The organism is Ammoniphilus sp. YIM 78166 (assembly GCF_004522215.1).
In the GTDB taxonomy this organism is placed as follows: Bacteria; Bacillota; Bacilli; order Aneurinibacillales; family RAOX-1; genus YIM-78166.
On record NZ_SDLR01000005.1, the window covers coordinates 344,921 to 357,154 of the forward strand.

14 protein-coding genes are annotated in these 12,234 nt (G+C 45.3%); 1 reads left to right on the forward strand and 13 read right to left on the reverse strand.

Annotation, left to right across the window (positions count from 1 at the left end; genetic code table 11):
- Nucleotides 1-60: 60 nt before the first annotated feature.
- The 6 genes from EIZ58_RS22840 to EIZ58_RS22865 form a co-directional block, all read right to left on the reverse strand.
- Nucleotides 61-798 (reverse strand): stalk domain-containing protein, encoded by a 738-nt coding sequence (locus EIZ58_RS22840; RefSeq protein ID WP_134703222.1) that lies wholly within the window; start codon nt 796-798, stop codon nt 61-63.
- 76 nt (nt 799-874) lie between these two features.
- A complete protein-coding gene (locus tag EIZ58_RS22845) occupies nt 875-1,219 on the reverse strand; it encodes a GIY-YIG nuclease family protein (RefSeq protein ID WP_134703223.1) in 345 nt (114 codons plus the stop codon).
- 22 nt (nt 1,220-1,241) lie between these two features.
- Nucleotides 1,242-1,997, reverse strand: a complete 756-nt coding sequence (locus tag EIZ58_RS22850; protein WP_134703224.1) for a DUF2087 domain-containing protein — start codon at nt 1,995-1,997, stop codon at nt 1,242-1,244.
- A gap of 141 nt (nt 1,998-2,138) precedes the next feature.
- Nucleotides 2,139-3,002 carry an SDR family oxidoreductase gene (locus EIZ58_RS22855; RefSeq protein ID WP_134703225.1) on the reverse strand — a complete coding sequence of 288 codons (864 nt, stop codon included), beginning with the start codon at nt 3,000-3,002 and terminating at the stop codon, nt 2,139-2,141.
- Nucleotides 3,003-3,092: 90 nt separating this feature from the next.
- A complete protein-coding gene (locus tag EIZ58_RS22860; RefSeq protein ID WP_134703226.1) occupies nt 3,093-3,509 on the reverse strand; it encodes an Rrf2 family transcriptional regulator in 417 nt (138 codons plus the stop codon).
- Nucleotides 3,510-3,798: 289 nt separating this feature from the next.
- Nucleotides 3,799-4,776, reverse strand: coding sequence for a LysM peptidoglycan-binding domain-containing protein (locus EIZ58_RS22865; RefSeq protein WP_134703636.1), 978 nt, complete (start codon nt 4,774-4,776; stop codon nt 3,799-3,801).
- Between the two features lie 461 nt (nt 4,777-5,237).
- Here EIZ58_RS22865 and EIZ58_RS22870 point away from each other — a divergent pair, with 461 nt between their 5' ends.
- Nucleotides 5,238-6,059: a GGDEF domain-containing protein gene (locus EIZ58_RS22870; RefSeq protein ID WP_134703228.1), complete on the forward strand. Its 822-nt coding sequence runs from the start codon at nt 5,238-5,240 to the stop codon at nt 6,057-6,059.
- A gap of 2 nt (nt 6,060-6,061) precedes the next feature.
- Here the strand turns inward: EIZ58_RS22870 and EIZ58_RS22875 are convergent, their stop codons facing one another.
- The 7 genes from EIZ58_RS22875 to EIZ58_RS22900 form a co-directional block, all read right to left on the reverse strand.
- Nucleotides 6,062-6,532 carry a nucleoside deaminase gene (locus EIZ58_RS22875; RefSeq protein WP_134703230.1) on the reverse strand — a complete coding sequence of 157 codons (471 nt, stop codon included), beginning with the start codon at nt 6,530-6,532 and terminating at the stop codon, nt 6,062-6,064.
- 3 nt (nt 6,533-6,535) lie between these two features.
- Complete coding sequence (locus tag EIZ58_RS33750) at nt 6,536-6,676, reverse strand: hypothetical protein (protein ID WP_167577901.1); 141 nt, start codon at nt 6,674-6,676, stop codon at nt 6,536-6,538.
- Nucleotides 6,676-7,005: an XdhC family protein gene (locus EIZ58_RS22880; protein WP_134703232.1), complete on the reverse strand. Its 330-nt coding sequence runs from the start codon at nt 7,003-7,005 to the stop codon at nt 6,676-6,678. Before EIZ58_RS22880 ends, EIZ58_RS33750 begins: the two co-directional genes overlap by 1 nt.
- A gap of 21 nt (nt 7,006-7,026) precedes the next feature.
- The gene (locus EIZ58_RS22885) at nt 7,027-7,770 is read right to left on the reverse strand and encodes an XdhC family protein (protein WP_134703233.1); all 744 of its coding nucleotides are present in this window, start codon (nt 7,768-7,770) and stop codon (nt 7,027-7,029) included.
- A gap of 1,291 nt (nt 7,771-9,061) precedes the next feature.
- A complete protein-coding gene (locus tag EIZ58_RS22890; RefSeq protein WP_134703235.1) occupies nt 9,062-9,292 on the reverse strand; it encodes a hypothetical protein in 231 nt (76 codons plus the stop codon).
- The gene (locus EIZ58_RS22895; protein ID WP_134703236.1) at nt 9,292-10,650 is read right to left on the reverse strand and encodes an aspartate aminotransferase family protein; all 1,359 of its coding nucleotides are present in this window, start codon (nt 10,648-10,650) and stop codon (nt 9,292-9,294) included. The genes EIZ58_RS22890 and EIZ58_RS22895 overlap by 1 nt, the downstream gene beginning before the upstream one ends.
- Before the next feature lie 19 nt (nt 10,651-10,669).
- Nucleotides 10,670-12,109 (reverse strand): CoA-acylating methylmalonate-semialdehyde dehydrogenase, encoded by a 1,440-nt coding sequence (locus EIZ58_RS22900; protein WP_134703237.1) that lies wholly within the window; start codon nt 12,107-12,109, stop codon nt 10,670-10,672.
- Nucleotides 12,110-12,234 lie beyond the last annotated feature (125 nt).

A 12,234-nucleotide genomic window follows, 5' to 3' on the forward strand; every position in this document is an offset into this window, starting at 1 on the left:
TCACTTTATCTTAACATATGTTCTGGGGAAGATTATCTGTAAAAATGTGGCCCAAATGGTTTATTCATTAATCATTTTTTTCACTTTTTGATAAGTTCTTTTATTCATATCCCACCGATAGGCTTGCGTATCAACCAAATGGTCATGTTCGAATTCGTGGAAATAAACGATATGTCCACCCTCATGAGTGAAATGAATGTTGCTTTCAGTACTCGAAGCTTCGAGCTTCGTGCTGTATATTTTTCTTACTTGTCCTTCGTGATATTGATAAACCGTAAAATAAACCGAATGAGGAGCATTTTTTTCACTTTCTACTACAAGAAATTCCTCGGGGTAACTTTGTCCCGTAAGATTTAAGAAGGGGGTAACATGAGTGATGGCTGTTTCCGCCGTATGTGGGATCTTTATTCTTTTCCCCTTATCATCTAGCGTGTACTCCCCTGGCCACTCCTTCATGGAAATCAGGTAAATCCCTTCGCCCATTGAGCTATATCCAACCCAATTCGGGTTTTCATCGCGTTTTAAAGGAGATGTCGAAAAGCGTACGGCGGGAACACTATTGTCCCATTCTTGCTTAATGCCAAGCATATTGGCAACAGTCGCTACCGGTGCATACACATTTCCATTATAAATGAAGGGCTCCGCTTTCGTTTGAATGACTTGCTCATTGACAATAAGCTGGATATTGGCGAAACGAGCCGTAATTTTTTCGGTCAAAGCTTTAGTATACCCAGTTCCTGCAAACAATAGAGAACTGGCAAGCAATCCAGCTACTATGTATTTGGGTTTGATTTGCATAGAATTCCCTCCGGATCCAATATTCCGTTATCACGTAATATTAGACGCCTGTTGTGATAAAGAAGTTACACCAAAGTCATCGATTATATCCCCGTTCCCCATAAGGCTGAAGCTCATCTAACCATTTTTGCTCCAGCTTTTTGAGCTCATCCTTGGCATCAAAGTAGCCTTCCTCTTTCTTTTTTAACACCTCAAGCACTTCAAAGACAAAGGCTTCTTCTCCAAATTGCTTCCATTCCTCTTGAAGTGATCGATTCAGATGACTACCTAGTCTCAATTGCAGAAGCTTCCCATTCATCGTTTTAAAATTGGTTGTGCTGTCGATCAGGATCTTTTGATTCCTTGTATTTTTTATCTGATAAACCCCTGCTTCTGTCTCTGTTTCCCTGTATTGCAGTTTAAGCTCTTTTTTGCGGTCCATCGCTTTTTCCTCCTGTTTACTCTCAACTTTTTAGCCAGTATTGGCTGCCGTCCGATTTCCGGTCAAGAAATCCATACTCAATCAGATATCTTCTGATCGTGACATAATCCTCGTAAACCCCTTTTAACACCTGATTAATTTCCTTTTCGGTGTAGACTCGCTCATGTTGAAAATGTCTAGCGATCTCCCGCAGAACTATCAACTTCTGTTTCTCTCTTGGGGGAAAACTCTTCAATGCTCCTTCGGTACCTTCTGGGAAATATTTTTTCAGGATTTTATCGTTCTCTTCCTCGGTCACATTGTAGCGATCATCGACCATTTTGGCCGTCTGATGTATCCCAATAAAACTTGGTGCATGCTGATCCCTCTCTTTCAGAAGCTCCATCATGGCCAAATACACCTTCGATTGCCGTTCCTTCTCTTTTAACACAAAACGATGATTGCGGATCGTCGACGAACTGCCAATTTTCATTTCCTCCTGAACTTCCCGATCACTCTTCCCCTGATAAAAAAGCTGAAGAAGCGCCTTTTGGTGTTCCGTCAATCCCGTGAGCTTTTTATCGAGTTGAAGGAGATAGTGGAAAACGGACTCATGCGCCTTATCGATATGGTGTCGCATAAACCTCTCTGCCTCATAAAACCTCCCATCCTCCGGATAGATGATCCCTTTCTCCGTCTCCCTACCGCAGAGCAGACAGCGAAAGACCTCTCCATCTTGGATATACCCATGTTTCAGTTCCTCTAGCGAAGCTTCCCAAAACTGTTCTGTTACGTCCAAAATCAAACACATCCTTAAAACGTTTGTTATTTATATAGACATTTTATATTTTTATCTATAAAACTTCAAACTATTTATAATCGTCCGTATTAAAAAAGCCCGCTTGAGCTCAAGCGGGCTTTCGTTTTTCTATGCATTTCTTTAAGATAATTCCTTCACCAATTGAGCTAGTCCCTCGCTGATGGGGGTTGCCGGACGCCCAAGCAACTTTTCAAAATCGTTGCTCTCCACTTCTAATGCGCCGTCGCGAATGCCTTTCTGTATTGCTACGAGGATCGGGATTACGAAATCAGGTACGCCCGCCCCTTTCATGATATCGGCATACGTTTCATCATCAACCTGTTGCACGGGGACATCTTTGCCCAATACACCACCCAAAGCAGCGGCGAATTCTTCTTGTGTGTGCAGCGTACCAGATAGTTCATAAATCGTATTTTCGTGCCCATTGCCTGCCAATACGGCGGCTGCCGCTTCGGCAAAATCCTGGCGTGGCGCCCATCCGACTTTGCCGGAACCTGCGGATGTCACCCAAGGAGCACCAGCCATGACCCCTTGAATGCTCCCTGTCTCGTTTTCCAAATACCAGTTGTTTCGCAAGAAGGAGTAGGCAATGCCCGTGTTTCGGATAGCTTCTTCTGTGGCTCGGTGAACAGGAGCCAGGAAGATGGAGCTCTCGCTTGCGTTTCCTAAACTCGTATAAGCAATAAACCCAACTTGGGCTTGCTGAGCTGCGGCTACCGCATTCGTATGTTGGCGAATTCTTGTTTCATTGTCTCCATCGGCGGATATGAGTAACAGGCGATCAATTCCTTTAAAAGCTGTAGCTAACGTCTCTGGACGGTCAAAATCTCCCTGACGGACTTCCACTCCTCGTGCGCGAAGCCCTTCTGCTTTCTCCGGATTCCGAACACTGACAACTAATTGATCAGCTGGTACAGTCTTCAATAAAGCCTCAACAACCTTCGTTCCTAATTTTCCTGTTGCACCTGTCACGAGTAATTTCACGTTCTGTTCCTCCCCTATGTTAATGTATTGAGGTTGTAACATTAATAGTTACAACTCCCTTTTAAATAAAAGCTCTAAAAGAGCTCTCATTTAGTCAAATCTGGCTGTCAGCTGTCTCAGCGTGGTTTGTGCCAGTCTCTGTTCCATTGCGTCTTGAGCTTCTCTTAGTTCCAACTGAAGCACTGATTCGATATTGCGCCCGACAGGACATTGAATATTCGGCTCTTCATGAATACGAAAGAGTTGGTTCTCTTCTGTCACGTTTACAGCCCGATAAATATCAAGCAAGGTAATCTTATCAGGACTCTGGAGTAAATACGCACCTCCCACTCCGGGACGGACTTCCAGTAAACCCGCTTTCTTCAGCATTCCCATAATTCTCCGTATGATCACGGGATTCGTATTAACGCTACCTGCAATGAAGTCACCGGTGCAATCGTTGGAACTGACGGCAATAACCGAAAGAATATGAACCGCAATCGAAAAGCGGGTGCTAATTTGTTTCAATATTAACCACCACCGTTGTAACCATTCTAGTTCTAACACATAGAAAAGTCAACTCACATCCTTATCATGACCTCGGGTTTGTTATCTTATTTAATTTATGTTTTGTTATTTAAATAAAAAGGACCACGCCATCGTTCTAGGGAGCAGTCCCTGATAGCCCTTTCAACAATGTCAAGAATACTCTTAAGGTTTCATCCACATCTGGTCGGCGGTCGTTTCTTTCCTTGTATACTCCCCGGCCAAGGCTAATACTAAGAGCTTCTGTCAAAGAGTAGGAATTCTCCGGTTATTAGTGTAAAGTCGCTAATATTTCTTGCATCTTACGTGATACTAATGGATAGAAGTATTTTTTAGCATCATAGGTTTTGTTGCCCCCAAAGAAATTCGTGCCAGGGCAGGTTTTAACCGCATGCCCCTCACTCTGATCCAATACCCGTTCTCCTGTATAAATATCCCACCAGTGATGATAACTGATAGAATCAACCGAAGGGGTTAGGCCGAACTTGATACAAAGCAAGGCGGTCATGTAGGTAATGGTTTCCTTTTGCTCCTGTGTCATCACATCCCCACCTTTATCAAAGTTCCCTAGATTTTCGATAAGCAAGGATCTTGCAAGAATGGGAACACTGACAGCTTTATTTTTTAAGCCAAGGGAGCTCTCGGGAGCCATGTTAAAGGGTCTGCCCACCGCGATTTTCCCGTCCGGGAACGTTGTGATGTTTTGAGCAATATTTTTCCAACCCATCCCTTCTACATGAAAATCTTCCATACCTTTTAGCAAGGCAAAGTGATTATTGCCGTTAAACTTACTGTAGTTCGGGTCCCACGTATGGTGCTCGTGGATGATACTGATGCTTCGATTAAAACGATGATGGAATAGCCACTTTCGAAATTCTTCCCTTGTCATTAAGATATACTGTCCTTGCATGTTTAATCGTTTTGGCTTAATCCATAGTTTTTGCCCAATATGTAGTAAATCGGAGGAAATTTGATTGGCTGATTTTAGAAGTGGTACGGAAGAATTAAACCTTGCTGACAGCTTCCATAGCGTATCACCAGGAACCACCTGGTACATGATAGGGACCCATAATTTCTGACCTACCAGTAAAAGATCGGATTGCAATCCATTGGTTACTTTAAGCTCATCAATAGAAGTTCCATAGTGGTTTGCAATTTCCCATAAGGAATCTCCCGTTTTAACAGTATAAATATTACTTTGATCATTGGCTGCTTGAGTAGATGTTGCATTGACAAATAGGATGAACATGAAACAACATAGTGTAATCACTCTTATCATTGGGTGGATCCTTTCCAGCCTGTTTTAAATTTAACATTATTATTGTGTAATGCGAGTTTGAATTTATTCAGCCTAATAAACGAAAGCCTGCGGCATCAAACCGGAGGTAAATGGTAAAACTATGCTATTTGTTCCACAGCTTCTTCTGTACCACCTACAGAAAAAATCGCCCACGACGATCGATTATAAGAAATAGGTGCATAAGCGATATCATAATCGGTCCAAAGATAGGGCCCCATCCAAAGACATGTAACCCTGGTGTTGCTTTATCCTATTAGGGCAATCGGTAAACTATTATTCAAAAGAATATAGATGTTGATATAATAGTAGGTAAGAATTGCTAGTATCAATCTTTACTCTATCTTGCTAATATAGTTATATATTTCCTTCTAACCCAAATAAAATGATCGTTTAATTTGAAAGGAATAAAAATGGTAAATCGATTACTTGTTTATCTGTTTGTCTTTGTCACTTTATTCCTCTCTATTACTCTGAACTTCCTGTATCCCTTCCTGGGACTGTGGATGTTATTTTTAATGCCCATGTTCGGGATTATTGTACTCTTTCCCAAGTGGCTGGTTGGGAACCTTTGTATTGTATTTTTAGTCATCATACGATATGGCACCCATTATGCCGCTTTTTCTGGAAATATCCCCATCGACTATCTTTATCGGCTTGTTTCTACATCCACAGTAGGGTGGCTGATTCTACTCACAGTTACTTTTTTCATCATAAAAAATAGGCGTCTAGTTGAAGAACTAGAACACCTCTCGTTAACGGATAACCTAACTCAAGCCTATAACCGAAGGTTTGTAGAATTGCACAGCAAGAAACTTTTCTCCGAATCGATCCGAAAAAATCAGCCTTTATGTTTCCTTCTGGTAGATATTGACCATTTTAAAAAAATCAATGATCTATATGGTCACAATGTAGGCGATCTCGTACTCCAGCAGCTTGCTACCAATATAAGAGATACGATCAGGAAAACGGATGTCTTTATAAGAATGGGCGGAGAGGAATTTGCCTTGTTTTTGCCTAACACCAGCCTACAAGAAGGTGTCTTATTGGCCGAAAGAATCAGGAGAACCATCCAGGGAGTCAAGATAGAATATCGCGACAGCATCATTCCTATTACCATAAGTCTAGGAGTAACGGAGTATAATTCAGAAACCCTAGAGGATCTTATTGAAAAAGCGGACCAAGCCTTATATCAAGCGAAATCCAATGGGCGTAACACTGTCGTTAACCTATAGCGTTAATAAGAGATCCTCTGCTGGGATACTCTCCATGCGTCAAAAGCCAGGCTGCGGCCGGACGTATCGATTTGTACCATTTGTATGGATCGTTGATTCATCGGTATAGCAAGCTGCTGATAAATGAAATGGTCATCGAAGCCGATGGCTGCGGCTTCTTCTTTGGTACAGGCATAATAAACCGCTCGAGGTCGCGACCAATAAATTGCTCCGATGCACATCGGACAAGGCTCACAGCTCGTATAGAGGTCACAATCCGTCAGCTGAAAATGGTTCAGCTGCTTGCAAGCGGCTCGAATGGCCTGCACCTCAGCATGGGCTGTGGGATCATGATTTGTGGTCACTTCATTGCAACCAGTTGCGACGATGTGACCATCTTTGACGATGACCGCACCAAACGGGCCTCCATGACCGCTCAAGACATTCTCATGGGCAATCTGCAGGGCCTTTTCCATCCACTTTATGTGATCCATTGCTCATCGCCTCTTTTTCCATTTTTCTTTTAGCTCTTTGTTCGGATCCCATTCCTTCCCCCAAATGGTCTTTTTCAGCCATGCAAGGGCGAGGATCATCACCGCTGAACCCATCAACACAATCACCCAGTAAAGTGACTCCACTACCTTGTTCGCTTTACGAGGGGTTCGATGAGCACATCCATCACCCCGCCGCAGATTCCGCCATCCTCATAGAACAAACCTAATGTTAAATCAACTCGATGCTGTACGGCTTTTCCACTCTTCATGACCTCGTAGGCCCGCTCAATTACCTCAGCTTCCCCACAACCTCCCCCGATTGTCCCCAAGAGCTTCCCCTCGTTCCAAATCATCATCCTGGTCCCTGCTTTTCTTGGGACTGAACCCTTGGTTCGAATCACCGTAGCCAGGGCAGCCGGTTCCCCACGGGTTTGAACTTCAAGCATTTTCTCCAGCCATTCGATTTCCTTCATAACCGCTCCTCCCCTGCTTCACTACAAATCACAAAGAGACCGTCCACTCTTGCCATTCTTGAGCTTTAAGATTTCTGCAAACACACTCACGCTAATTTCTTCCGGAGTTTCTGCACCTAGATCGAGTCCAATCGGGGCATGCACGTTATCCCATAATGGGGTCTGGCTCCTGACTCCTGAGATTCGCCGTTTGCTCCCAATCATGCCAAGATAAGCCGGCTTCTGTCCTTTTTGAAGAAGTTGCTGCAGTATGAGAACATCGAATTTATGTCCCCGCGTTAACAGGAGAATGTAGGTTTGAGGTGTAGGCGTCAGCTGTTCAAAAAAATCACGAAACGACTGACAGACTACCTCATCCGCATCCGGGAAGCGCTCTTTTGAGGCATACACCTCTCGATCATCCACCACAGTAACATGAAAGCCCAGCCATTTTCCCATTCGACTAATCGATTCCGCGACATGCCCAGCCCCTGCGACAACGAGACGGTCCTGGGGCTGGATTATTTCTACGAAGCATTCAACCTCACCGCTCTTAAGCGGAATACTAATCGTTTTGCTTTTCCCCTGGAGCAGTAAAGGGGTAACCGCTTGATGAATACGAGGGTAATCAGGATCGTCCCCCGGTCCCTCATCCCTACGCGTGACAAGGTAGCGTTGCCCCACCTTCTCTTCATCAACGGAATGTCGAGTAATCGTGGCCACTGCTGCTGCATATCCTTGTTCGATTTCGGCCTTTAGCCGAATGACGAGTTCTTTACTAATCATGTTTATACTCCTTCATCGCCTCACACCCTTTTCAGGTGGCTGGCAGGTTGAATAGGTAAACAAGGTTGTCGGAATGATAAGGGATCACAGGCTGCCCTCTTTCCTCCAAACGAACGGGTCATCAATGGGTCATTTTTTATACCATAATATGATTTTAGAGTCGGAATTATTTCATTGTGTTTTTGGCTAACCATTGAGTAGTCTGTGGTCGGGTTTTGGAGGCGTCATTTTCAGGATTTGAGTAAATCATGAGGTACCATGATTCACTCATCTCGCCCCCAAACTAAAATCAGTGCATCATAGAAGTCCTTTGATTCACTCACCTCGCTCCCATACTAAAATCAGTGCATCATTGAAGCCCTTTGATTCACTCACCTCATTCGCATACTAAAATGAGTGCATCATAGGAGCTCTATGATACACTCATCTCGCTCCCATACTAAAATCAGTACATCATAGAAGTCCTTTGATTCACTCACCTCGCTCCTAAACTAAAATCAGTGCATCATTGAAGCCCTTTGATTCACTCACCTCATTCGCATACTAAAATGAGTGCATCATAGGAGCTCTATGATACACTCATCTCGCTCCCATACTAAAATCAGTACATCATAGAAGTCCTTTGATTCACTCACCTCGCTCCTAAACTAAAATCAGTGCATCATTGAAGCCCTTTGATTCACTCACCTCATTCGCATACTAAAATGAGTGCATCATAGGAGCTCTATGATACACTCATCTCGCTCCCATACTAAAATCAGTGCATCATAGGAGCTCTATGATTCACTCATCTGGCACCCATACTAAAATCAGTGCATCATAGAAGTCCTTTGATTCACTCACCTCGCTCCCATACTAAAATCAGTGCATCAAAGAAGCCCTTTGATTCACTCATCTCGCCCCCAAACTAAAATCAGTGCATCATAGGAGCTCTATGATTCACTCAACCCACCACTCTCACACATATCAAGGAATCATTGGCCTCACTCCCAGAACAATTCACCCATCACCCCACCCAATCTCAAATGAGCGCCTCATGCGCCTCATGCGCCTCCTCCCCCCTCAAGTGCAAATTGTGCGGGTCCGAAAATGATTGTCGGAAATATTAAGAGAACAAAGAAGAATACCTGCGCCTTTACAAAGAAAAAAAGGATGAACTGGAACAAAATCTACAAAAATGGCAGAACCATGTAGAGTACGATGAAAAAGATCTGCCGCTTGAAAAAGATGTGAAAGAACTATCCCCCGTCGACGAAACAGAAATGAAAAGGTAGCAAAAAGGGAAGCCGATTCAATCTTTGGGCTTCCCTTTTTGACTATCTTGCTGCTTTTCCGTTTGGGGACTTTCTCCCTCTCTTTTTGCGGGCGTCCATTTCTTGGCCTGTACCGTTAGTTCACGAATGACCGCTACAGCGATAATTAAGAGTCCAATGGCCCCTGTAATGAAAACTAGCCAGTAATAAGTGAGAAAGGCGGAGTTGGAGAGAGATCCGAACCTACCGCTCGAATCTCCCCAATACACTATCCCAGCTTCCGAATCGCTTTCTTCAGGGTGTCTACGATAAACGATAAATCTTCATCCGTACTGGACAATGGCGGAGAAAGTGTCAGGACGTTGTTAAATCCCGCAACGGTATCCCCGTTCTTGCCGATAATGAGTCCATTAGCTTTGCACTCGCCGATCACCTGCCCGACCATCGAGAGAGGGGCTGGCGCCTTAGTCTCCTTATCCTCGACCAGCTCGATTCCCATAAGGAACCCAAAATGGCGAATATCCCCGACATGAGGATGGTCCTCGATGTCTCTCATTTCTTCGCGCAGACGGTCCCCAAGCACCCTCGCCCGCTCGATTAGATTTTCCTTTTCCAAGATCTCGAGGTTCTTCAGCGCAAGTGCACAAGCGGCAGGATTTCCTCCAAAGGTATTCACGTGGCGGAAGTGCGCGTAGTCCGCTTGTTCCTTGAACGATTCGTAGATGTCTTTTCGAACCGCTGTCGCGGATAAAGGTAGATACCCGCTGGTCAAGCCCTTTGCCATGGTCACGATATCCGGCTTGATTCCGAAATTCATATGGCCAAACTCTTTTCCGGTTCTTCCGAATCCGCAAATGACCTCGTCGATGATAAGAAGGACGCCATGCTTTTGGCAAATTTCTTGAACCTTTTGCATGTAAACCGGATGAGGGACAATCACTCCCCCTCCCGTAATCGCAGGCTCCATGATCACGCCGGCCATGGTTTCTTTTCCTTCCCAAATGATTGTCTCCTCAATTTCTTGGGCACATTGCAGGTTGAATTCCTCCACGCTCATGCCTACTGGTCTGCGGTAGCTGTCTGGTGGACGGACGTGGACAAATCCCCCTCCAAGCGGTTCGTACTTGTATTTACGCTGCGCTTGCCCGGTTGCCGCTAAGGCTCCCATCGAGTTTCCATGATAGGCACGATAACGGGAAAGGAACTTGTATCGGTTCGGCTGTCCGTTTTGTTGATGGTACTGACGAGCGATTTTAAAAGCCACCTCATTGGCATCCGACCCGCTGTTGGAGAAGAAAATCACATACTCCCCTTGCAGCCATTCATTTAATTTCTCGGCTAATTGAATAGCAGGCAGATGACTCTGCGTTAAAGGAAAATAAGGCATGGTTTTTAATTGCTCGTAAGCAGCTTGCGCCAGCTCCTCTCTTCCATACCCCACATTGACACACCATAAGCCCGACATTCCATCGAGGTATTTGCGCCCTTCAGTATCGGTTATCCAGGAGCCTTGAGCTTCCTTCACCACCAATGGTGGAACCTTTTCATTATAGGGAGAAATATGATGCCAAAGATATTTCCGGTCTTTTTCCAGCATCTCCTCAGTGAACCCTTTCAGCATGGACATAAATCCTGCCCCCTTTAGCTTAATATCTTGCGGTCAACATTTTCTTGCGTGTATAAAACTCCACTCCATCTCGGCCGTTGGCATGAAGATCTCCATAGAATGATTTCTTATAGCCGGAAAAAGGGAAAAATGCCATCGGTGCAGGAACACCCAGATTGACCCCAAGCATGCCGGCGTCGATATCTTCCCGGAACTGTCGAATCGCTTTGGCGCTGTCCGTATAAATGCACGCCCCATTGGCAAACTCCGATTGGTTTGTGATGGCGATAGCCTCTTCCAAATCTTTGGCACGGACTACCGAGAGCACAGGAGCAAAAATTTCATCGGTCCAAATTTTCATCCCCGGCTTCACCTGATCAAACAGCGTTGGGCCGACAAAGTAACCCTTTCCGTTCACCGCTGCATCTTTTCGTCCGTCACGTACCAGGGCAGCCCCTTCCTTTTCTCCATGCTCAATATATTCGATGGTCCGAGTCTTGTTCGCTTCCCGGATCACCGGACCAAGGAATACACCTTCCTCCAAACCATTGCCCATCCGAATCTGATCGGCTGCTGCTGCCAAACGGTTGACCAATTCATCCCCAATGTCGCCAACGGCCACGACCACGGAACACGCCATGCAGCGTTCGCCAGCTGACCCATAAGCGGCATTGATAATATTGGTCACCGCGTTATCCAGGTCCGCATCCGGCATCACGATGGAATGGTTCTTTGCCCCCGCAAGCGCTTGCACTCGTTTGCCTTGGGCGGCCGCCTTCTTGTAAATATACTCGGCTACTGGTTGAGATCCGACAAAAGACACCGCCTTAATCTCTTCATGCTCCAACATCCCGTTCACTACATCATGAGCGCCGTGAACAATGTTTAACACCCCCGCCGGCAACCCCGCTTCCGCCATCAGTTCAGCTAACCGATTCGCCAAGAGCGGCGTCCGTTCCGAGGGCTTCAAGACAAACGTATTGCCGCAGGCAATCGCCAAAGGAAACATCCAGCAAGGCACCATCATGGGAAAATTAAAAGGCGTGATGCCGCCCACGACCCCAAGGGGGTACCGATACATCCCCGATTCCACACCAGAGGCGATGTCAGGAAGCTGTTGTCCCATCAGGAGCGTCGGTGCTCCTGCCGCAAATTCCACGCATTCGATGCCGCGCTGCACTTCCCCATAAGCTTCTTCGAAGCTTTTCCCGTTCTCGATCGTAATAAGGCGAGCTAACTCCTCCCAATTTTCCAACAGCAGTTGCTGATAAGCGAATAAAATACGTGCCCGCCTGGGCACCGCAGTTTTCCTCCATGAATCGAATGCTTTTTTCGCAGCCAACACAGCCTGATCTAATGCCTCTTTCGTAGACAGCGGGACGAGGGCAATCACTTCCCCTGTAGCCGGATTAGGTACTTCCTCATACAGAGACTCAGACTCGATCCATTCGCCATGGATGAAGTTTTTCACTTTTTGCATCGGTTAGCCCCCTCTTCTAAATTTACAATTGATTTAATATTGCAAATTTGCTTTGATAGAGTTAACTATACTGCTGATGCGGCAGGAATTCATTAGACAGAGTGTAAGAAAATGTGAATCATTTC